Source organism: Marinobacter guineae (assembly GCF_002744735.1).
In the GTDB taxonomy this organism is placed as follows: Bacteria; Pseudomonadota; Gammaproteobacteria; order Pseudomonadales; family Oleiphilaceae; genus Marinobacter; species Marinobacter guineae.
The window spans coordinates 1,285,825-1,306,410 of sequence record NZ_KZ319340.1 but is presented as its reverse complement, the minus strand read 5'-3'; the positions used below and the strand labels follow the sequence as shown (position 1 = coordinate 1,306,410).

Sequence of the window (20,586 nt, the reverse complement as noted above, 5' to 3'; positions counted from 1 at the left end):
ATGGCAAGACCACCCAGTGACTCCATGCTGGTGGGTGGCCTGAGCGGGTGTTCACGGTTGTCTCCGGTAGAACAGCTCCGCCGGCATCAGGTTCTCAGGGTCGGCTCCGGTAAGTGCCAGCAAACGATGCAGGTCGGCGATGCGCTGATCCGTGAGAGGCGCGGGCGTGCCAGCGACGAAACCTTTCCGCAGTGCATGGAACACACCCGTTGCAGGGCTTCGCATCAGAGGCCGCAACTTCTGCCAGTGGGATTCCTCGTTTGCCAGATCCACTTTCGCCTGCCGCAGGGATGCGGCGAAGCGATCCATCAGCGGGCCATGGTTTTCAGCCCAGTCCGCCGGAAAAACATAACCAAGCATTGGCAGGTTCCGGTCCAGATCCATGGCGGTGAGCAGGTCGGCCATTCCGAACGCGGAGCGCCAGCCGCCTTCTCCCTTCAGGCGGGCGGCAAAATGCCAGTATGTGACAATCGCATCCACCTGGCCCCGTTTCAGCGCCTGGCTCAACAGCGGTGGAGCCGCGAACTGGACGTCGGCGGATTCTGCCAGGTTAATTCCCAGTCGCGCTGCAACCTTCAGGAGCAGTATCCAGCCCTTGCTGTCCGGCCCGCCGGCCACGCCAATGCGTTTGCCGACCAGGTCCGCCACAGATTCGATGCCAGAGTTTTCAGCCACCACGATGTCGCCGATCTGGGAAGAGAAGGGCACGTACAGATAGGGGGTGCCGGCCTGGAACCGGGACTGCGCCCACAGCAGGTCGGCCACTGCCCCATTCACCGATCCGCTGGTAACCGCCAGTCGCGAGGCCGGGAGATTGGCGACGAGTTTCAGCTCGAGCTGGTAGCCGTTCTCGTGGTCCAGCTCCCAGTTCAGGATATGACCCAGCTCCCAGTGCGCTGTGCCAAACTGCAGCACGCTGATGGACAGCACTGGCAGCCCTTCGGGGTCGCCGTCACCGCCATCAGCGGGACTGATCAGCACGAACAGCAGCAATAACGCGGCAATGACCACTTGAACAAAACGGGTCGCAGGCGGCACGGATTGAAGAACTGGCTTTGTTGTTGGTTGTTGATTCATCCCTTCACGATACGAACCTGGCAGCCGGGCAAGAATAGTACTTTGGTGCCTGTTTTTTGGTGCGATGGTCGCATTCAACCCGGGACCAAGATCGCGTGTAATGAAATCATCACAATAATAACCAGAGGATCGGCATCGACTCCGTCGATTCCCTGCTCAGGAGGCCGCCATGTTCGACGAGCTTGATACCGCACTCTCTTCCGAAAACCGTTATCATGATTCGGAAGCCATCCCCGACAATGACAACTCACAGGTTGAAACATCCATGGAGCCGGCGTACAAGATTCTGATTGCCGACGACCATCCGCTTTTCCGGGAAGCCATCAGCAGCGTTATCGCTTCCGGTTTCGCGGGTAGCGAGATCATCGAAACCGCTGATCTGGACAGTGCCCTCGAAATCACCCGCGAAAACGATGATCTGGACCTGATTCTGCTGGACCTGAATATGCCCGGCATGCACGGCCTGACCGGCCTGATCACGCTGCGTAATGAAGCACCCACCATTCCGGTGGTGATTGTGTCTGCGGAAGAAGACAAACAAGTGGTGTTGCAGGCCATAACCTACGGCGCCTGCGGGTTCATTACCAAATCCTCGCCCCGGGCACAGATGACTGAAGCTATCCAGCAGATCCTGAACGGCAATGTGTACCTGCCCTCAGATATCATCCGCACCGGCAAGGAAAGCAGCAGCAACCGCCGCAGCCGGCACGAAGACAACCCGATCTCCCCGGAACTGCTGAACTCGCTCACCCGCCGGCAGTTGCTGGTGTTGGAGCGCATGTCCAAGGGTGAATCCAACAAGCAGATTGCCTACAACCTGAACATTGCCGAGACCACGGTGAAGGCCCATGTCTCTGCCATCCTGCGCAAGCTCGGGGTGCATAACCGGGTGCAGGCAATTCTGTCGGCCAGTGATGTGGATTTCAGTCAGTATCTGAAGCGATAACATTCTTCCCGAGAGCTTGTTTGTCGGATTACGCCTTTGGCTAATCCGACATCCGTTAAGGCAGACTTCCCCTCAACAAATGGCTCAGCGCACTGCGCAACTTCAGCGGCTTCACCGGTTTATTCATCAACACATGCCCAAGCTCACGAATGTGCTGCTTGAGCTCATTGGTGTAGTTGGCGGTAATCATCACCACTGGCGCCGGGCACCGACGACGGCCGTTGATCTCCGCCACCACATCCACGCCGTTTTCATCATTGTCCAGGTGGTAGTCCGCCAGAATCAGGTCCACCGTGGCGCTGGCCGGATCGAGCTGGCGCTCAAGATCTTCCAGCGACACCGCTGTCACCACCCGGCAGTCCCAGCCTTCCAGCAGGGTTTTCATGCCCTGGCAGATGGACTGATCATTGTCGATCACCCAGATCCGGGCACCGCCCAGACCGCTGTCGAAGGACACCGTGCGGTTCTGGTCCGGTTCCGGTCGCCTGGGCTGCAGCCGGCCAAGGGGAACCTTGACGCTGAACACCGAACCCTTGCCTTCGGTGGATGATACCGTCACCTCATGGCCGAGCATCCGCGAGATCTTGTCGACGATGGCCAATCCGAGTCCGAGCCCCTTGTCGGGCTGTGAACCGGCGGGCCGAATGCGTTTGAATTCCTGGAAAATCTCGGTGAGCTTGTCTTCCGGGATACCCGGGCCGGTATCCCAGACCTGCAGCAGGATATGATCCCGGCGTCGGCGGCAGCCCAGCAGAACCCGGCCATTGCCGGTGTACCGAATGGCGTTGGTCAGAAAATTCCTGAGAATTCGGGCCAACAGCTGGGAATCGGACTCCACGGTGGCCGAGCTGGCAACAAAATCCAGCCGCAGGCCTTCGGCCATAGCCATTTGCCGGAACTCCCTGGCGATGTTGTTTAGCAGATCCCGCAAGTCAAAGGCGGTGACGTCCGGCTTGATGACGCCGGCATCCAGTTTGGAGATGTCTACCAGAGTGCCCAGAAGGTTCTCCACGTCATCCAGAGATGTGCTTACCGAACGAACCAGACCCTCCGCCTTGGGACCGAACGATTGTTCCAGCAGCGCACTGGTAAACAGCCGGGCCGCGTTGAGAGGCTGCAACAGATCATGGCTGACGGCAGCCAGGAACTTGGTTTTCGAAAGGTTGGCCCGCTCCGCTTCCAGCTTGGCGTCCCGGAGCCGGGCCTCCACCGCCGCCCTTTCGGTAATCTCCTGGCGCAGCTGGTTGTTCAGACCGGTCAATGCGGCGGTGCGCTCTTTTACCCGGCGCTCCAGGTTATCGTAGGCCTGCTCGAGGGCCAGCGCGGTCTTGCGGCGATCGGTAATATCGCGAATCAGCACGAAGAAGCCGATGATGTCGCCCTGCTCGTCGAAGTTGGGCACATAGGAGCGGAGCATGTAGCGCACTTCGCCCTGTTCTCCAGCTTCTTCGAATTCAAAGGTCACATTGTGGCCGTTCATGACTTCCAGAATCTGGGGCAGAAGACGCTGATAAAACTCCGGCGTATGCACATGATCCAGGCGCTTGCCCAGGGGCGACTCACCCATTCTGCCGTACCAGGCCTCATAGACCTTGTTGCAGAACTGGATGGACATGTCGGCGCCGACGTAGGCTATCAGTGCCGGTACATGGTCGGTGACTACCCGGATCCAGCGCTCGCTTTCCTCCAGCGCCTTGATCCGCCGTGCCATTTCACTGTTCTTTACGTCGGTGATGTCGGAGTAAAGCACCACCAGCCCGCCTTCCCGGGTGGGTCTCTCAGTCATCTGCACCCAGCGTCCGTTGGACAGCAGAAAAACCACACCTTCCGAGTCCGGATGGCTGTGCTCCTCGACGATCAGACCGGACGTGAGGGCCTGCTCCTTGACTTCGTTAATGCTTGTGCCCGCTTCAGGCACCTCGACACCGGCCTGGCGCCAATAGCTTCGGAACCGACTGTTGCTCTGGATCAGGCAGTGCTGATTATCAAACAGAACAAACCCGTCGGCGATGCTTTCGATGGCATCGCTGAGGCGTTGGCGGGTGGTTTCGGCTTCTTCCCGGGCACGGTTCAGTGCCTTGTTACTGCCCTTCAGCTCCTCCATGGCCTGATTCAGGGCCTCGGTACGCTCCCGCACCTGCTCCGCGAGCACCACCGAATGTTCGAAGGCCGCATAGGGCTCGGGCTTGTGGGCTGAACCGGATTCAACCCGGACGATCAAGGCATCCCGGATCCGTTTGAGGCGCTCATTTTCGGCCTCAAGCTCGGCAATGCGCCGGTCCCGGTCGTCTCGCGCGGGGGGGTCAGTCTTGTCCGGAACGGGCATCAGGCTGGCCAATGACCACCCCCGTAAACGTCTGATTGATGTGCATGCCGTCAAACTGCTCGCCATAGGTGTTGAAGCCAATCACTTTGTGATGCCGCAGGAATTCCGAGACTGCTTCCACTTCCCCGGTCAACTCCGCCTCCAGCCGGCGCAGGAAGCAATCGCAGCCAATGGTCACCAGCGGCGGCCCCACCACTCGTTCGGCGGCTTCAATCTGGGTGCGCACGCTGTCCAGCAGGGATTCTGGCTCCATGGCGGTCATCACGATCCCGGTTTCCACCGCGCAGTAAAAGGTCAGGCTCTTGTCCGGATTCACCCGCTGAACCGAGCGCACGAAATAATGCCCGCCAATCTTCACCCCCATGGGTCGGAGGGCGAAGATCTTGCGGTCGAGGGCATCGACATCGACACCCACTGCACGGGCATAGGCATCGGCGGCAGGCTCAGCGTTGAGTTCGTATACGGTGCGACTTTCCGGACAGGCATCCGTCACCACCAGCTTTTCGCTACGCTCGACCATGTGGTGCGTTGAGAAAACACGAAAATCCAGGGGTGTATTCACCAGCAGCACGGTAGCGGCACCGGTATGGAACTGGCCGTCGTAAAACACGTGGGTGTTGGCCAGGCGCTCATCGTCACCGGCCGAGCCGCCGAACTGGGGAATGGTGCCCAGCGCAGCATTGAGAGTGGCCAGAACCAGTTCTTCACGGCTGGAAAGCCCGTCGAGAAGGGTTATCGCAAAGGTATTGTCCTTGACCGGCGCCAGTTTCGCGTCTCGACAAGTGGACAAGAGTCCGTCGATCACGCCTTGAGCGTCCTGCAGGGTAAACCGGTCCAGCTCCCGGATCAGTGCACAATCGATGGCAAAGTAGCGGTTATCAAAACCAATGGTGGTGATGCACCCCCGGCCATAGCCCTCCGGCGTAATTTCCCCGGCGGATGTACAGCCGCACACGCGCACACCCTGAAAGGCATGCTCGAGAGCAATGCCAAGACGGCCAAGATCGTATTCCGCGGAACAGAAAAACAGCACGCAACCGAGGTGTTCGTGGTTGAGCTGACTGGCGAGATTGGTGGCGGCCAGCATTGGGTCGCGAACACTGGAGCTCGCCACACGGACCGCAGGCAGGGTCGTCGCTGGCTTCATAACCGCGTATTCCGTAAACCGATGACTTTCCACCGATTGTACGGCATCCGCAAACGCAGCCAATGCGACTTCAGTGCTTTTTATAGGCGCGCCGAAATGATCGTAAGCCATTGATTAAACAACCTCCTGAATCAATGCCTGGCGGCGCTGCCGGTTTCCACAAAGGCAAACCGGCACTTTAGTCTTAGACAGGCTGGCGCTTAGAACATAACGATGGCGCCCAGGGCGATGGTGTCCGCCTCTGTGGTGGTTGCGCCGGTGGTGCGGTTGTTGTCCTCGTACATGTTGTACTCGGCAACCAGCTTGAAGTTGCTGTTTACGTCATGGAAGAAACCGATGGTTGTGCTCTCTGTCTCCAGATTCAGGATTTCCGCATCGGTTTCACCGTAGGACAGCACAATGCGGTTGGCGCCGAATGCGTAGGAACCCTGAACCAGGAAGCCATCGGCATCGTCTTCAGTTACAGCACCGTTGCCAATCAGAACGGGGTTATCACCTTTGGAAGTGAAGCCGGAAGCTGCCAGGGTGAGTCCGGCAACTGATGCCTTCACACCATAGCCAAGGCCGGTACTATCAACGGTGGTGGTGCCATTTTCGGCAGACTGGTAGCGGCCGTTCACCCAGCCGGTTAGCGCCACGTCGTTAAGATTGGCGCTGTAAGTCACCTCTGACTCAAACCTGGGTGCGGAATTTTCATCCGCCGTTGTTCCGGTAACCGTATCGGCAGGATCCAGCACACCTGCAGCCACCTTGAGGCCACTCATATCAGGCGAGCGGTAGGTGATCTGGGCGGAGGGCGTCGGGTATGGATAGCCCGCGCGAATGTTGCCAAAGGACACACCGCCCGCCAGGCCCGGGGAACCGAATCCCATCAGAATCTCATCCAGGAAAATATTGGAACGGGCGTACAGGCCGAAATCCTTACCGATCAATACCTGGCCGAAATCGCCTTCCACGGTGGCGTAGAACTGCCGAACATCAATGGCGGTATCTGTGGGTGAATCCAGGCTGTCATTGATGGTGGTCCAGAAAGAAGAACGTCCGCCGAGGGTCAGATCACCCATGTCCTTGCTGAAGTTGAAGCCGATGGTATTGGGTAGAAAGCCCATCTTTATGCGTGAATCGCGGACATCGTTCAGTTTGTCGTCACGGTTTACGTAGAAAGCATTGAAGTAACCGTCAACGGAAAAGCTGGTGCCATCCTGATTGTACAGTTCAACGGCTGCACTGGCGCCGGCGCTGGCGCCCATGGCCGCTGCCATGGCAATCGCTAACCCTGACTTTCTGAAGTTATTGTTTTTCATAGTTCCCCCGGTTGTTTTTGGAAATCTGGGATCGGAGTTCCGGGTTATCCGGCAACTCCAGGCTTGGTCTGTCGCCTGAATTCCATGGTCGGTTATGCGGGAGAAGGGGGAAATGCGTCTAGGGAGCAGGTTTTCTGCTCATTTGGGAGGCAACTGAAATGAAACTTTGGGATTAGTACTTGTCGGAAAAACCGCCGGAAAGACCTCCGGGAAACTGCGCCAGCTCCTGCAGGCAATCGTTCAGGAAGTCCTCGGGATCCGCCATGACCGCTTCATCGGCGACGACGCCGAACTGCACCTGACCCGCGTAGCTGACAATGCTGATGCCCAGGCCGATATTCCCCGCCTGGGGCACCCAGAACATCTGCTCGGATATCCGGCAACCGGCCATGTAACGGGTCTCCGCCGTACCAGGCACGTTGGAAACCACTGCACTGGCCTTGCGGTAGAAGGTATCGGCTACCGGCTCCCGCCAGGGTTCAGGAATAACCGTGGCGCTCGCCGCCAGCCCCCAGGCAATACCGGGTTGCCAGCTCTTCTTGAGTCTGCGGGTTTCATGCTTGATGCGGTAGAGGCGCTCCAACGGGCTTTCGCCATCCACCGGCAAAGGTACAAACACAGTTCCGAAATAGTTTCCCAGCGCGCCAGGCGCCGGCTGCAAATCCTCCGGCAGCCGACCGCGAATATCGACAGGTACCGCAGCGTGGAGAATCGCCTCATCCAGATCTTCGCCTTCAATACCCAGACGGGTCCGGATCGCTGCTGCCACGCAGCTGAGCAACACGTCATTAATGGTGGCATTGGTGGCTCTGGCTATGGCCCGGAAACGGTCCAGCGGAACCGGATCAGACCAGCGACAGTGCCGACGCCCCAGCAGTGGCCGTCTCAGATCCGTCACCGTATCTTCCGGCTCCACCAGGAATTCCGAGAATTCGTGTACCAGCTTCAGGCTCTTCTGGGCAACCCGCTCCAGCAATCGGCCCGCGTCCTGCCATTGATTCCCGCTGGCGCCATCTGGCCCGAGGCCGGCATTGGGCTCCTCAGACGACGGGTCCATTGCCATCAATTGTCCAAACCAGGCCTTTGCAGCCGATGTCCAGCGGGCCAATTCGGCAGTTTCCTGAGCGCCGTAAAGAGCAGGATGCTGCTGAGGCGATGGCGGACACAGACGATCAAAAATACCCAACAGGGACAGGCCATCGGCATAGCAATGGTGAATGCGCAGTAACAGCACGGCGCCGCCCTCGGCATTCGGGGCCAGCCAGAATTTCCAACGCGGGCGGTACATGGGCAGAGGCTGATTCAGCCGGGCCGACACCCACTCCCGGAGAGTCGCCGGCGTAAAGCGGTCCACCACCACATCGAGGTGATGCCGTACATCGAACATCGGGTCCGGCTCCCACCACCAGGCCGGTGACCGCTTCACCGGCATGTACCGGAAACGCTCCCAGGCCATCCAATAAACCCTGAGAAAATCCCGAAAGCGCGGCGCAGTCAGACCATCAACCCGCAGCATCACGGTGATGGTCATGGGGTTTTCCGGGCGCTCCAGGGCCAGCCAGGCCGAATCCGCAGGTAGCAGAAGGTGCGATTGCTCGTGACTCAAACCCGAACGTCCCTGGAAGAATGGTGATGGTAAGTAAAAACCGAACCCCGCATTGTGCCAGACAAGCCCGGCAGGCTCCACAGACGGAGCGGGTTTGCGGTGTTACAAAAAATTACACGTGAGTAACTATTCAGTCCTATACTGGTTATAAGCCTTAATGCAATGGTTATTAAACACCCGAATCAGTCATTGATTGGCTCTGGGGGACCGTAAAATCGGTATCCGGCGCCAATAACCTGGTGACCCGATCGGGGGTACAAAGGGATACCAGCACACTGAAATTCCAATAAAAGGTCCATTGCCGTGCTGGGGGGAGAGCAGTTATGAAAGCGAGCCATGTTCGCAAGTTGATAAAACCGATAGAAAGCGCCTACTCGGAAATGTTTTCGGGGCAGGTTTATCGCGTTGGCAAAGGCGCTGTTTCCGTTCGCAACCACAGCGGCAAGGCGGAACAGACGGTTGTCGGCGTGCATGGTTTTCTGGAAAACCACTGCTACTTTACCCAGGCCTACGAAGCGCCCACCACCGAGCTGATTCTTCTTACCTGCAGCAACTACCATATCCCGGTGAACGGCATTACGCCGGAGGCCCCGGATTGGGAAGTGCCGATCAAGCATCTTGAAGGCACCATTGAGTACGATGCCTGTATTCTGAACCAGGCCCTGTCTAACCTGCCTACCACCCAGAATGTTCGGGTACACGGCCATTCTCGGGGCGGGGCAGTGATTCTTGAGGCTATCAAGCAATGGCCGGAGCTTTTTGAAGATATGGAGGTAGTACTGGAAGCGCCAGTATTGCCCCAGGGTAAACTTCATGCCCTGGTTACCACGCTGCTGGAACCCGTCAGCCACGGCATGTGGCCATGGCTGATCCGCCTGATCAACAGCGCGCCTTCTTCGGCCTACGGCCAGACCTTCTTCGGCAAGATGAACCCGCGAAAGAAGCAACTGCTGAGTAAGCTGTTCTCTGCCACCAAGGACCATTTGACCATCGTTCGCAATATCGAAAACATCATGGACTGGATGGCGCGCACCGATACCAACATCTATAACCACGTCCGCCACGGCACCTTCCTGATCCCGGCGGTGGACCGCATTCTCGATCGTTCCTCCATGCTGGCCAGTGCCCGCCAGAGCCCGACCACCATGAGAATCGTGGAAACAGAAGCTCCGAGCCATTTCATTACCCTCGACAGCAAGGAATGGGTACCCGGTTTTGAAACCCTGCCGGCGGCCGCCCAGGGGTAGAGCGCCCTGCCCGACCGTGCTGCAAGACCTGATCAGCTCCGTTAAACTACGCCACTTCTCCTATGATCAGGTTTAGTGGAGCCGACCCCCATGTACCGTGAGCGCCTTGTCGCTACCGAAGCACGCTCTGAAAGCGCTCGCCGGCTGCAGCAGCTGTTGCTGGATTATCACGATTTCCGGCGGTTGAAAGCGGCGCATCCGTTGCTGGAAAATACATTCCGGGTGGCCGACTGGCAGGCAGAGCGCCTGAAAGCGACCCACCTCGATCTCTACCAGCACCCCGGTTACCACCACGGCCTGGAGTTTCTGCTGACCGATCTTTACGCGCCGGCCGGCATGACCCACAGGGATGACAACATCGACCGGGTATTCCCCAAGATGGTGAAGTGGTTGCCGGATAACCTGCTGGACACCTTTGCCGGCCTGGTCGAGCTGAACCTGATCACCCAGCAGCTGGATCTGGAGCTGGCAGAGCTTTTCCATCAACAGGGCATACCCACCGATTCGCTTACCAACGATCACTATTGCACTGCCTACCGGGCCAGCGAACGCCTGGATCAGAGGAAAAAACAGATTACCCTGGTGGCGGAGGTCGGCCAGCAGCTCGACCGTTACGTCCGCAACCGCACTCTCGGCTGGTTGCTGTCCATGAGTCGCGCGCCGGCGGAATTGGCTGACCTCACCGATCTGCATAGCTTTCTGCACCGGGGCTACTCGGCGTTCAGGAAGATGGATGATGTAAATTTACTGATCGACCGACTGGTCACCCGGGAGCAGCAGGTGATGCGCAATATATTGAGTGGTCACCCTGAGCCTTTCAGCCTGCCGGGCGACCTGTAGCAGTCCCAATAAGTCTATTCCTCAGACCTTGATGATCTGATCCAGCTGGGAATGGATTTCCTGCTCGATTCGCGATTTGAAGGGGCGCAGCATCATGCCGAGCTCCAGGTGGATATGCAGATCTGTCGGGGTGATGTTCAGGTGCCCCTTGACGCCACTGCGCTTGAATTTCAGTTGGTCGCCTTCCCACTGGTAATGCACGTCGAACTGGCTGGACAGATCCTGTGCCAGGGTTTCGGCAGCCTGCCTTGCGTGTTCTTTATCCAGGGCGTGCGGGCGGTGTACATCAATAACGGACATGAATCGGTTTTCTCTTGAATTTGGACGGATTTACAGTTTAGGGCGCTATTAAACTCACCGCCACCCTTGTAGCAACCCCGTCAGCGGTTAGAATACGGGGTTCAGATTCTGACAGGACATCCCCCATGAGCGAGCAGCAAACGCCAGCCGGCCAGGCCGGAAACAGCAACGGCCAGGACGACGTCACCCACTTTGGCTTCCGCAATGTGCCCAAGAGCCAGAAGGCAAGCCAGGTGGCAGAGGTTTTCCACAGTGTGGCTGGCAAGTACGACCTCATGAATGATCTGATGTCCATGGGCATCCACCGTCTCTGGAAACGCTTCACCATCGAGCTTTCCGGTGTACGGCCAGGCCATCAGGTGCTCGACATTGCCGGTGGCACCGGCGATCTCACCATGAAATTCTCGGATCTGGTGGGGCCATCAGGCAGGGTTGTGCTGGCCGACATCAACGCCTCCATGCTCCAGGTCGGCCGCAGCCGGCTGACAGACCGCGGCTACGCCGGCAACATCGAGTATGTCCAGGCGGATGCCGAGCACTTACCGTTCCCGGACAACAATTTCAACGCCGTTTCCATCGCGTTCGGGCTGCGAAACGTGACCGACAAGGATCAGGCCCTGCGAGATATGACCCGGGTTCTCAAACCGGGCGGCAAGCTGATGATCCTGGAGTTTTCCAAGCCCACCAATCCGCTGCTGAGCAAGGCCTACGACACCTATTCGTTCTCCGCACTTCCGCTGATGGGTCAGCTCATTGCCGGTGACAGCGAAAGCTACAAATACCTGGCGGAATCCATCCGCATGCATCCAGACCAGGAAACCCTGAAGGGTATGATGGAAGAAGCCGGCCTGGTGAACTGCAAGTACTACAACATGACCGGCGGCATCGTCGCACTGCACGTGGGAATCAAGCCCTGATGTTTCCCGGCCCCACCCTGCTCTCTGCCATCACCGCCATCCTGGAAAGTGCCCTTAACCGGGCACTGGAATTGGATCCGGCCGGACACCAGGCACTGATGAAGGCATTGGCAGGGCCGGTGCAGCTCAACATCACCGATCCGATTACCTTCTCCTATACCCTGGACCGAGCCGGTAACCGGGTCCTGGTTGGCAGCCAGCCGGCGCAACAACCGGCCCTGGAGATAACCGGCAAACCTCTCGCCTTTGCTGCCCTGGCAACCGGTGACGACCGCGTCTTCGCCGATGGCCGCCTTCAGGTCACCGGTGACACGGCGCTGGCCCACCAGCTTCAACGCGCGCTGAACCAGCTGGAGCCAGACTGGGAAGCGGCCATGGCCCGCCACATCGGCGATGTCCCCGCCCATTTTCTCGGCCAGCGCATTCGCGGTGCCGTCCGCTGGAGCCAGCAGGCACTTCACTCTCTCAATACCAATATCGAAGAGTATGTGCACGAGGAAAGCCGCGGCCTGCCAGGGCGACGGGAACTGGAAGCCACCTTCGAGGACATCGATGACCTTTGCCTGCGCACAGAACGACTGGAGGCCAGGCTCAACCTGATGGAAAACCGCGGCACCACTGACGAACCGGAGAACCCGTGACCCGCCTGCAACGCCTGTTTCGAATTGCCTGGGTATTTTGCCGTTACCGGCTGGACACGTTTCTGCCGCTGTCGGAGCTGCCCGCCCCCCTGAAGGTGTTTTTCCTCCTGGCTCCGTGGCACCTGTTTCCACAACCCAAGCTCAGCCGCGGGGACCGGCTGCGCCTGGCGCTGGAGGAACTGGGACCAGTCTTCGTCAAGTTTGGCCAGATACTCTCGACGCGAAGAGACCTGTTGCCGGATGACATGGCCGAATCCCTGAAAAATCTCCAGGACCGGGTTCCGCCCTTTCCCAGTGACGTTGCCCGGGGCATCATCGAAACCTCCCTGGGTGCACCGGTAGCCGACCTGTTTGCCGAATTCAGCCCGGACCCGATGGCCTCGGCATCCGTTGCCCAGGTACACGCCGCGACGCTGCGCAACGGCCAGAAGGTAGTGGTCAAGGTATTGCGACCCGGCATCGAAAAGGTCATTCGCCAGGATCTGGCCCTGATGTACCTGATGGCCGGGCTGCTGGAAAAATACTGGTCCGAAGGCAAACGCCTGCATCCGGTGGAGGTTGTGGAAGACTACGACTCTACCATTCACGATGAACTGGACCTGCAGCGGGAAGCTGCCAACGCCAGCCAGCTGCGCCGGAATTTCGAGAATTCCTCACTGATTTATATTCCGTTCATTGACTGGGACTACACGCGCAAAACCGTGCTGGTAATGGAGCGCATTCATGGCATTCCCATCGCCGATACCGCAGCCCTCAAAGCGGCCGGTGCGGATATGAAGGTTCTGGCAGAGAAAGGGGTCGAGATCTTTTTTACCCAGGTGTTCCGGGACAGCTTCTTCCACGCCGACATGCACCCCGGCAATATTTTCGTGGACGTCTCAAATCCCGCCGATCCCCGTTACATCGCCATCGATTTCGGGATCGTCGGTACCCTGGCACCGGACGACCAGAGCTACCTCGCCCGCAACCTGCTGGCCTTTTTCCGCCGGGACTACCGCCAGGTGGCGCAGCTGCACATCCAGTCCGGTTGGGTACCACCGGATACCCGGGTTAACGAATTCGAGGCAGCGATCCGTACCGTTTGTGAGCCCATTTTCGAGAAGCCCCTGAAAGACATTTCGTTCGGCCACTTCCTGCTGCGCCTGTTCCAGACCGCAAGACGGTTCAACATGGAGGTGCAGCCCCAGCTGGTACTGCTACAGAAAACCCTGCTGAACGTCGAAGGCCTGGGCCGCCAGCTCTACCCGGAACTGGACCTCTGGAGCACGGCCCAGCCGTTCCTCGAAACCTGGATGCGTAAGCGCATTGGCCCGTCCGGACTGATCAAGTCACTCCAGTCGCATCTGCCGTCCTGGCTCGAACAGTCACCGGAAATGCCCCAGCTAGTGCACGACGCGCTTCTGCAACTCCGACATTCCGGGCCCACAGAGCAGCAGAATCGGGCTACACTGGAGCTGCTCCGGGAACAGCAGAAGCGTACCGAGCGACGCTGGCGCAGAACCGCTGTAGCCGCAATACTGGTTGCCGGAGCGCTGCTCGGTACCCAACCCGAGTCCCGGCAGTGGGTTGACGAGCTGCCTGCCTGGGGGTGGGCACTGTTCGCTATTGCCGGCGGACTGGTTCTCCGAGGCGGCCGATGACCAATAAAGACTTCAGGATTCACAAAAATGCAAGATTGCTCCGATAACGTCGAGACCCCTGACTGGCTGGATGCTGTCCGTTGGACACCAGAAGGCCTGGTGCCGGCCATTGCCCAGGACGCGGAGACCGGTGACATCCTGATGATGGCGTGGATGAACCGGCAATCTCTCAGACTGACAGCCGAAGAAGGCCATGCGGTATACTGGTCCCGTTCCCGGGGCAAGCTCTGGCGCAAGGGCGAAACGTCCGGCCATGAACAGGTGGTCCGGGAGATTCGACTGGACTGCGACGAGGATGTGATTCTGCTGAAGGTGGAACAAAAAGGTGGTATCGCCTGCCATACTGGCAGACGCAGCTGCTTTTACCGGGCCCTGAAAGACGGCCAGTGGGTCAGGGTTGACCCGGTGATCAAAGACCCGGACGCCATTTACGGCAGCAACTGAGGAGCACGGACAGTGAGCGATGTACTGGAAAACCTGGCCAGGGTTCTTGAAGCCCGAAAGGAAGCAGACCCGGAAACGTCCTATGTAGCCAGCCTCCATGCCAAGGGTCTGAACAAGATCCTGGAAAAGGTGGGAGAAGAATGCACGGAAACCTTGCTGGCGGCCAAGGACGCAGAACATTCCGGTGAAACCCGGGATGTGGTCTACGAAACCGCAGACCTGTGGTTTCATAGCCTGGTAATGCTATCCAGTCTCGGACTCGGCCCCAAGGACATTCTCGACGAGCTGGCCAGCCGGTTCGACCTGTCAGGACTCGAAGAAAAAGCGTCACGGAACAAGTGACCGGGAGTACCCCTAACGGGGGTTTCCGCGAACGGATTCTGGTAACGTACAATGTCACGGAACAGAAACATTAAAACGAGGACCCCGTAATGGGTATCAGCATCTGGCAATTACTTATCGTACTCGGCATTGTTATTCTGTTGTTCGGAACCAAGAAACTGCGCAACATCGGTAGCGACCTGGGTGGCGCCATCCGCGGCTTCAAGAAGTCCATGGGCGACGACGACTCCAAGGATGAGGATAAGGAATCCCTGGAAGGCAAAACCGACGAGCAGCCGCAACAGGCGGCTGAAGAAAAGCCCCGGGACAAGTCCCACAGCTGAGATCAGGCTGAATGTTCGATATTGGCTTTCTTGAGCTGCTGATCTGTGGCGTCATTGCGCTGTTAGTGCTTGGCCCCGAGCGTCTGCCCACGGCAGCCCGCGCGGCCGGGCGGTGGGTGGGCGGTGCCCGACGCATGGTCAGCCAGTTCACCTCGGAACTGGACCGGCAGCTGAAAGCTGACGAACTCCGTGAAGAACTCCGCAAGGCGGGGGATGTGGGTCTGGACGACGTTCAGAAAACCGTGCGCGGCGCTCTGGATGAAGCCAAAAAATACGAGCATATGATCCTGCCCGAGAACGAAACCAAAAAGCCCAGGCCTGCTCCGGCGACCCGACGGGTGGCCGGAAGCCAGCCAACCAACGCTGCAAGTGAACCTGATCAGCACGATGCCGGCGTTGCTTCACCGGAATCCGGCGATACCTCCCCTGTCGGGGAGGCCGCCGCCGAGAATACCAAGGATCAGCCTGAAACCCCGCAAAGTCCGCCGGATAAACGTTCATGAATGCAAAGCCAGACGGTAATCAGATGCCTCCGGAACACCAGGAAATGCCTCTGATTGAGCACTTGCTGGAACTTCGCAATCGCCTGCTGAAAATGGTTCTGGCGGTGGTTATCTGCTTTGCTGCGATCTACCCGTTCGCCAACGAGCTGTATCTTTGGTTGTCCGAACCCATCCGTTCGCTGCTGCCGGTCGGCCAGACCATGATCGCAACCGACGTCACCTCGCCATTCTTCGCGCCACTGAAGCTGGCGCTGGTACTGTCGGTGTTCGCCGCCATCCCCATTATTCTCTACCAGCTCTGGAGCTTTATAGCCCCGGGGCTTTATGCCCATGAGAAGCGGCTGGCCTTCCCGCTACTATTTACCTCGGTGCTGCTGTTTTACATGGGCGCAGCTTTCGCCTATTACGTGGTGTTCCCGCTGGTGTTCGGTTTTTTCACCGCCATCGGCCCGGAAGGTATCGTTGAACTGCCCGATATCAGCAGCTACCTGAATTTTGTGCTGAAAATGTTCTTCGCCTTCGGTGTCGCATTCGAGATACCCATCGCCACCGTGCTGCTGATCCTGACAGGTGCTACCACTCCGGATGACCTGGCTGCGAAGCGCCCCTATGTTGTGGTCGGCTGCTTTATCATCGGCATGCTGCTGACCCCGCCAGATATCATCTCCCAGACCCTGCTGGCGGTGCCCATGTGGATCCTGTTCGAGATTGGCATCCTGTTTGGCCGCCTGGCGAGACGCGAAGTAGAGGAACCGGAAGCCGACGAGCCTGCCGGCGAATGAACCTGGCGTTACTGTTCGACGAAGACTTCGTCGGCCCTGACCGGGTTATCCTGCGCGGCCGCCGCCTCACCCATTTGCAGTCCGTTATCAAGGTGGCTACCGGTGACACGGTTCCCGTCGGCCGCGCCGATGGCAACATGGGTATGGGCGAGGTTCTGAGGCTTACGGATACCGAAGCGGAACTCAGGGTGACACTGGATCAGATGCCGCCTACCCCCCTTCCTCTCACGCTGATTCTGGCCATGCCCCGGCCAAAGATGTTTCGCCGTATCCTGCAAACCTGCGCCACCCAGGGCGTTAAGGATATCTGGCTGATCAACAGCTACAAGGTGGAAAAAAGCTTCTGGCAAACCCCGTGGCTGTCCGAAGACCATGTGCGGGAAAACCTTATCCTGGGACTGGAACAGGCAAAAGACACGGGGATACCCCGGGTGCAGGCACGAAAGCTGTTCAAGCCGTTCGTGGAGGATGAGTTGCCGGCTCTGCTGGAGGGCAAACAGGCGCTGGTGGCTCACCCGGGAACCAGCATTCCCTGCCCGGTGCACCTGAACCGCCCCACAGCCCTGTGCATCGGCCCGGAAGGTGGCTTTACGCCCTACGAAGTCGAAAAACTGGAAGAAGCCGGCTGCCGGGGCGTCCACCTGGGCCCCCGCATCCTGCGAATGGAAACCGCTGTACCGGTTCTGGTCAGCCGGTTGTTCGACGCGTGCTTATCAGGCTGATCGTGCCTGCCACCAGCGGGCCAGCGGAGTGATCAGCGCAACCAGAATCGCCCCGGCCAGAACACCGAACAGGCCGTTCGCAACGGTGGGGATCAGTGTCGCCGTCATGCCGCTGAAGCTCTCGGCAAATTGATGAATGGCATCGTAAACCGGCGTAAAACCATGAGTGAGAATACCACCGCCCACCAGGAACATGGCTAGAGTACCGAGCACGGACAGCGTTTTCATCAGATAAGGCGCCAGCCACAATATCCCTTCACCGAGCTTCTGCAGAAACGGGTTGTCTTGCTGGCTGAGATACAGCCCGCCGTCGTCCAGTTTGACGATGCCGGCAACCAGGCCGTAAACCGCTACAGTGACCATGATGGCGACCACCACCAGAACCATAAACTGCATACCAATGGTTTGGGTGGTTACGGTGCCCAGGGTGATGGCAATAATCTCTGCGGAGAGAATGAAATCGGTGCGGATGGCGCCCTTTATTTTGTCCTTTTCTACCGTACGAAGATCCACCTCAGGGCTCTTCAGCGCCTCATGCAATTTCGCCTTGTGTTTTCGGTCCTCTTCACGATGAAGGAACTTGTGCACCAGCTTCTCAAAGCCCTCGAAACACAGGAACGCTCCACCAAGCATCAGCAGTGGCGTCACTAGCCAGGGTATGAAGAAGCTGATGGCCACGGCGGCGGGCACCAGTATCGCCTTGTTGATGAATGAGCCCCGCGCCACTGCCCACACCACCGGCAGTTCCCGCGCAGGCTTTACCCCCGAAACCTGCTGGGCGTTCAAGGCCAGGTCGTCACCCAGGACACCCGCCGTTTTTTTCGTTGCGGCTTTGGTCATCAGGGCAACATCGTCCAGTACTGTGGCGATATCATCGATCAGTATAAGTAGACTGCTTCCTGCCATTAGACATTCCTTTGCTGCAATGTTTCAGGTGGTTGGGAGGGTGATTCAGCGGACTGAATGATAACAGTGCTCAGGTATTCAGCCCCATAGCCTCTGCGGCAATACGGTTCTTGACCGGCCCCAGCTGATTGAGCCAGCGCAGGCCAGTGTTGCGCAGCCAGCGCACTGGCAGTTCGTCGCGGCCAAACAGCTGCTTGAAGCCCTCCATGGCCGCCATCATGGTGAGATTTTCTCCTTTGCGGCGGCGCTGGTAGCGCTCCAGAACCAGCTCATTGGCCGGGGACAGGCCAGCCTTCCGTGCTCGTGACAGCTCGTCCAGAAGGGCGCGGACATCACCATAACCAAGATTGGCGCCCTGCCCGGCCAGAGGATGGATGGTGTGAGCTGCGTCCCCCACCAAGGCGAAACCGGGTGCAATATAATCCTTAGCGTGGCGCTGGCGAAGCGGAAACGCAAACCGGCGGGAAACCGCTTCAACCGCTCCCAACTCCCGCTCAATGGCCCGTTCAAGCTGGGCGGCAAATGCGCTGTCTCCCAGCGCCATCAGCCGCCGGGCCTCTTCCGTGTCCTGGGACCAGACGATGGAACAGAAATGCTCATCTCCGGATTCTGTCAGCAGCGGCAGGAACGCCAGCGGCCCGGTCAGTGAAAACCGCTGCCAGGCGGTATACCGGTGGCTCCGGCTGGTTCGCACCGTGCACACAATGGCTTGCTGATCGTAGTCCCATTCCCGGGTTGGCAAACCCACCCACTGACGCAAGCGCGAGTTGGCACCGTCGCAGCCCACCACCAGCGCGGCGGCCAAGGTCCGACCATCGTCCAGTTCCACACGGCAACCACCGGAAACCCGCTGACATCCGGTGACAGTCGCACCGTCGATCACCTGAACGGGGCTTTCCGCCAGGGCAGAAAACAGGGCCCGCACGATACTGCGGTTCTCGATAATGGTCCCCAGGGCCCGGGCCTGGAGTTCGGCCGCGTCAAAGTCTATGCGCCCGGTACCGTCACCATCCCAGACGGTCATGATCTGGTAAGGACAATGGCGGCCAGCGGTAATATCCGCCCACACGCCGAGTTGCTCCAGCAGTCGCTGGCTGGCAACCGAGATGGCACTGACCCGGGGCTCAAAGTCTGCCACGGTTTCCACAGGATCAGGTGCCTGAACCAGGGTTCTATGTTCGGCCCCCTCAACGAGGCCTACATGCCAACCCTGGCGGGAAAGGCCCAGCGCCAGGGCCGAGCCGATCATGCCGCCACCGGCAACCAGTATATCGAAGCTTCCTGGCTCACTCATTGCGCGTCACTTCCCTGTCGAGTTTGCCCGGCCTGCCTATTACCGCCCGACGCCCACCCAGACCCATGGCCTTGCTGGCAAACCAGCGCTTCGCACCGGGCAAGAGATCCAGGCCCACCAATCCCGCATCTCGAGCAGCGATGATCGGCGGCATGGACTGGCCGAACAACCGCACCAGCGAATCGGAGAACCGGACCGTCTGCTGCCAGTCCCGCCGGTGCAGCGACTGATACCGCCTGAGCACATCCAGGTCGCCAATGGATTTGCCCTGCTCTGTCGCCAACCGGAACTGCTCTACCAACGTCATCAACCCCCGCAGGGCCAGATTGAAGCCTTGTCCCGCAACCGGGTGAAGCGCGTGGGCCGCATTGCCCACCAGAGCAACACCGGGCCGGACAGGCTCGTCGACCGTAGTCAAGGTCAATGGGTAATGATGGCAGGTGCCGATTCGGGTGAACCGCCCGAGGCGCCAGCCAAACCGTTCCTGCAGCCGACGACATTTGTCATCATCCGACAGTTCCAGAACTTCCGCCAGAGCCTTGTCGGTCAGTGTCCATACCAGTGCGGACTGGTGTCCCGCGCGGGCTGGGGAGCCGTGGGGCAACAGAGCCATGGGTCCAGCATCGGTGAAGCGCTCAAAGGCACTAAAGCCATGGCTGTCACTGGTGGAGACGTTGGCGATCAGGGCGTTCTGGCCATAACTGTGGTGACTGGGCTGGAATCCGAGTTTCTCGCGTAATCCGGAACGTCCGCCATCCGCCACCACCAGGCAGTGGGCGGTCATTTCCCGGGTGCCGTTATCACCAGTGGTCAGTTCCACCCGGACGCCATCGGGAATTGGCGTCATATCTGTCACTTCGGCTGGTGCCTGCCACTGAACGCCGGTTTCCAGCAACTCCCGCATCAGACACAGGCCCATCCAGCGATTGTCGGCCACGTAACCCAGCGCTTCCTGCCCGTGCTCGGAGGCATGCAACCGGGTCACCCCGAAATGGCCCCGGTCCGACACATGAATGTGGTGAATCGGGGTCGCATGTTCTGCCAGCCGGCGCCATAGGCCAAGCTCCTCGAAGATCAGCCGGGAGCCCCAGGCCAGTGCCGTGGAGCGGGCGTCGTAACTGGGCTGGTAACTCTCGGGCAAAGCATCGGGCGAGAGCGGAAACGCCTCCACAACGGTAACCCGGAGCGAGGGCACCATCCGGGCCACTGCCAGGGCGAGAGTTGCCCCGGCAAGTCCACCGCCGGCAATGATCAAATCGGTATCAGGCTTGGTCACAGG

General features: G+C 59.0%; 21 protein-coding genes. 12 read left to right on the top strand and 9 right to left on the bottom strand.

Translation table 11 applies throughout. From position 1 onward, the window contains the following. Positions 1 to 51 precede the first annotated feature (51 nt). Complete coding sequence (locus CLH62_RS13990; RefSeq protein ID WP_099618740.1) at positions 52 to 1,077, bottom strand: ABC transporter substrate-binding protein; 1,026 nt, start codon at positions 1,075 to 1,077, stop codon at positions 52 to 54. 265 nt (positions 1,078 to 1,342) lie between these two features. On the opposite strand from CLH62_RS13990, the gene CLH62_RS13985 reads away from it, so the two are divergent. Next, positions 1,343 to 2,023: a response regulator gene (locus CLH62_RS13985; RefSeq protein ID WP_228152861.1), complete on the top strand. Its 681-nt coding sequence runs from the start codon at positions 1,343 to 1,345 to the stop codon at positions 2,021 to 2,023. A gap of 55 nt (positions 2,024 to 2,078) precedes the next feature. Here the strand turns inward: CLH62_RS13985 and CLH62_RS13980 are convergent, their stop codons facing one another. The 4 genes from CLH62_RS13980 to CLH62_RS13965 form a co-directional block, all read right to left on the bottom strand. After that, positions 2,079 to 4,349 (bottom strand): hybrid sensor histidine kinase/response regulator, encoded by a 2,271-nt coding sequence (locus CLH62_RS13980; RefSeq protein ID WP_099618886.1) that lies wholly within the window; start codon positions 4,347 to 4,349, stop codon positions 2,079 to 2,081. After that, the gene (gene nosP, locus CLH62_RS13975; protein ID WP_407657785.1) at positions 4,327 to 5,496 is read right to left on the bottom strand and encodes a nitric oxide-sensing protein NosP; all 1,170 of its coding nucleotides are present in this window, start codon (positions 5,494 to 5,496) and stop codon (positions 4,327 to 4,329) included. The genes CLH62_RS13980 and nosP overlap by 23 nt, the downstream gene beginning before the upstream one ends. A 200-nt stretch (positions 5,497 to 5,696) precedes the next feature. Further along, a complete protein-coding gene (locus CLH62_RS13970; protein ID WP_099618737.1) occupies positions 5,697 to 6,800 on the bottom strand; it encodes a porin in 1,104 nt (367 codons plus the stop codon). A 172-nt stretch (positions 6,801 to 6,972) separates the two neighbouring features. Continuing rightward, positions 6,973 to 8,406, bottom strand: coding sequence for a WS/DGAT domain-containing protein (locus CLH62_RS13965; RefSeq protein WP_170005805.1), 1,434 nt, complete (start codon positions 8,404 to 8,406; stop codon positions 6,973 to 6,975). Between the two features lie 323 nt (positions 8,407 to 8,729). Between CLH62_RS13965 and CLH62_RS13960 the strand changes: the two genes are divergently transcribed. Continuing rightward, entirely contained in the window at positions 8,730 to 9,653 is a 924-nt protein-coding gene (locus CLH62_RS13960; protein WP_099618735.1) for an alpha/beta hydrolase, read from the top strand. Between the two features lie 90 nt (positions 9,654 to 9,743). Further along, positions 9,744 to 10,493 (top strand): DUF8198 family protein, encoded by a 750-nt coding sequence (locus CLH62_RS13955; protein WP_099618734.1) that lies wholly within the window; start codon positions 9,744 to 9,746, stop codon positions 10,491 to 10,493. Between the two features lie 21 nt (positions 10,494 to 10,514). On the opposite strand, the gene CLH62_RS13950 is transcribed toward CLH62_RS13955, so the two are convergent. Beyond that, complete coding sequence (locus CLH62_RS13950) at positions 10,515 to 10,793, bottom strand: polyhydroxyalkanoic acid system family protein (RefSeq protein WP_099618733.1); 279 nt, start codon at positions 10,791 to 10,793, stop codon at positions 10,515 to 10,517. A gap of 125 nt (positions 10,794 to 10,918) precedes the next feature. Here CLH62_RS13950 and ubiE point away from each other — a divergent pair, with 125 nt between their 5' ends. The 9 genes from ubiE (at position 10,919) to CLH62_RS13905 (ending at position 17,107) form a co-directional block, all read left to right on the top strand. Next, a complete protein-coding gene (ubiE, locus tag CLH62_RS13945) occupies positions 10,919 to 11,710 on the top strand; it encodes a bifunctional demethylmenaquinone methyltransferase/2-methoxy-6-polyprenyl-1,4-benzoquinol methylase UbiE (RefSeq protein ID WP_099618732.1) in 792 nt (263 codons plus the stop codon). Continuing rightward, entirely contained in the window at positions 11,710 to 12,351 is a 642-nt protein-coding gene (locus CLH62_RS13940) for a ubiquinone biosynthesis accessory factor UbiJ (protein ID WP_099618731.1), read from the top strand. The genes ubiE and CLH62_RS13940 overlap by 1 nt, the downstream gene beginning before the upstream one ends. Beyond that, positions 12,348 to 13,991 (top strand): ubiquinone biosynthesis regulatory protein kinase UbiB, encoded by a 1,644-nt coding sequence (ubiB, locus tag CLH62_RS13935; protein WP_099618730.1) that lies wholly within the window; start codon positions 12,348 to 12,350, stop codon positions 13,989 to 13,991. Before CLH62_RS13940 ends, ubiB begins: the two co-directional genes overlap by 4 nt. 27 nt (positions 13,992 to 14,018) lie before the next feature. Further along, complete coding sequence (hisI, locus tag CLH62_RS13930; protein ID WP_099618729.1) at positions 14,019 to 14,435, top strand: phosphoribosyl-AMP cyclohydrolase; 417 nt, start codon at positions 14,019 to 14,021, stop codon at positions 14,433 to 14,435. A gap of 12 nt (positions 14,436 to 14,447) precedes the next feature. Continuing rightward, positions 14,448 to 14,777, top strand: coding sequence for a phosphoribosyl-ATP diphosphatase (locus CLH62_RS13925; RefSeq protein WP_099618728.1), 330 nt, complete (start codon positions 14,448 to 14,450; stop codon positions 14,775 to 14,777). 89 nt (positions 14,778 to 14,866) lie between these two features. Beyond that, positions 14,867 to 15,100, top strand: coding sequence for a Sec-independent protein translocase subunit TatA (locus tag CLH62_RS13920; protein WP_099618727.1), 234 nt, complete (start codon positions 14,867 to 14,869; stop codon positions 15,098 to 15,100). An 11-nt stretch (positions 15,101 to 15,111) separates the two neighbouring features. Further along, entirely contained in the window at positions 15,112 to 15,603 is a 492-nt protein-coding gene (gene tatB / locus CLH62_RS13915; protein WP_099618726.1) for a Sec-independent protein translocase protein TatB, read from the top strand. Beyond that, the gene (gene tatC / locus CLH62_RS13910; RefSeq protein WP_099618725.1) at positions 15,600 to 16,385 is read left to right on the top strand and encodes a twin-arginine translocase subunit TatC; all 786 of its coding nucleotides are present in this window, start codon (positions 15,600 to 15,602) and stop codon (positions 16,383 to 16,385) included. The genes tatB and tatC overlap by 4 nt, the downstream gene beginning before the upstream one ends. After that, positions 16,382 to 17,107, top strand: coding sequence for a 16S rRNA (uracil(1498)-N(3))-methyltransferase (locus CLH62_RS13905; RefSeq protein ID WP_099618724.1), 726 nt, complete (start codon positions 16,382 to 16,384; stop codon positions 17,105 to 17,107). The genes tatC and CLH62_RS13905 overlap by 4 nt, the downstream gene beginning before the upstream one ends. On the opposite strand, the gene CLH62_RS13900 is transcribed toward CLH62_RS13905, so the two are convergent. The 3 genes from CLH62_RS13900 to ubiH all read right to left on the bottom strand — a co-directional run bounded on the left by CLH62_RS13900 (position 17,099) and on the right by ubiH (position 20,583). Then, on the bottom strand, positions 17,099 to 18,013 hold the full coding sequence (locus tag CLH62_RS13900; RefSeq protein WP_099618723.1) for a DUF808 domain-containing protein: 915 nt from the start codon (positions 18,011 to 18,013) through the stop codon (positions 17,099 to 17,101). The two genes, CLH62_RS13905 and CLH62_RS13900, sit on opposite strands and share 9 nt — an antisense overlap. 70 nt (positions 18,014 to 18,083) lie before the next feature. Continuing rightward, a complete protein-coding gene (locus CLH62_RS13895) occupies positions 18,084 to 19,307 on the bottom strand; it encodes a UbiH/UbiF/VisC/COQ6 family ubiquinone biosynthesis hydroxylase (protein ID WP_099618722.1) in 1,224 nt (407 codons plus the stop codon). After that, complete coding sequence (gene ubiH, locus CLH62_RS13890; protein ID WP_099618721.1) at positions 19,300 to 20,583, bottom strand: 2-octaprenyl-6-methoxyphenyl hydroxylase; 1,284 nt, start codon at positions 20,581 to 20,583, stop codon at positions 19,300 to 19,302. The genes CLH62_RS13895 and ubiH overlap by 8 nt, the downstream gene beginning before the upstream one ends. Positions 20,584 to 20,586: the final 3 nt, after the last annotated feature.

Coding starts and splice junctions, on each gene's coding strand:
- CLH62_RS13990 (WP_099618740.1), bottom strand. CDS start 1,077: ATGAATCAACAACCAACAACAAAGCCAGTTCTTCAATCCGTGCCGCCT.
- CLH62_RS13985 (WP_228152861.1), top strand. CDS start 1,343: ATGGAGCCGGCGTACAAGATTCTGATTGCCGACGACCATCCGCTTTTC.
- CLH62_RS13980 (WP_099618886.1), bottom strand. CDS start 4,349: ATGCCCGTTCCGGACAAGACTGACCCCCCCGCGCGAGACGACCGGGAC.
- nosP (WP_407657785.1), bottom strand. CDS start 5,496: ATGAAGCCAGCGACGACCCTGCCTGCGGTCCGTGTGGCGAGCTCCAGT.
- CLH62_RS13970 (WP_099618737.1), bottom strand. CDS start 6,800: ATGAAAAACAATAACTTCAGAAAGTCAGGGTTAGCGATTGCCATGGCA.
- CLH62_RS13960 (WP_099618735.1), top strand. CDS start 8,730: ATGAAAGCGAGCCATGTTCGCAAGTTGATAAAACCGATAGAAAGCGCC.
- CLH62_RS13955 (WP_099618734.1), top strand. CDS start 9,744: ATGTACCGTGAGCGCCTTGTCGCTACCGAAGCACGCTCTGAAAGCGCT.
- CLH62_RS13950 (WP_099618733.1), bottom strand. CDS start 10,793: ATGTCCGTTATTGATGTACACCGCCCGCACGCCCTGGATAAAGAACAC.
- ubiE (WP_099618732.1), top strand. CDS start 10,919: ATGAGCGAGCAGCAAACGCCAGCCGGCCAGGCCGGAAACAGCAACGGC.
- CLH62_RS13940 (WP_099618731.1), top strand. CDS start 11,710: ATGTTTCCCGGCCCCACCCTGCTCTCTGCCATCACCGCCATCCTGGAA.
- hisI (WP_099618729.1), top strand. CDS start 14,019: ATGCAAGATTGCTCCGATAACGTCGAGACCCCTGACTGGCTGGATGCT.
- CLH62_RS13920 (WP_099618727.1), top strand. CDS start 14,867: ATGGGTATCAGCATCTGGCAATTACTTATCGTACTCGGCATTGTTATT.
- tatB (WP_099618726.1), top strand. CDS start 15,112: ATGTTCGATATTGGCTTTCTTGAGCTGCTGATCTGTGGCGTCATTGCG.
- tatC (WP_099618725.1), top strand. CDS start 15,600: ATGAATGCAAAGCCAGACGGTAATCAGATGCCTCCGGAACACCAGGAA.
- CLH62_RS13905 (WP_099618724.1), top strand. CDS start 16,382: ATGAACCTGGCGTTACTGTTCGACGAAGACTTCGTCGGCCCTGACCGG.
- CLH62_RS13900 (WP_099618723.1), bottom strand. CDS start 18,013: ATGGCAGGAAGCAGTCTACTTATACTGATCGATGATATCGCCACAGTA.
- CLH62_RS13895 (WP_099618722.1), bottom strand. CDS start 19,307: ATGAGTGAGCCAGGAAGCTTCGATATACTGGTTGCCGGTGGCGGCATG.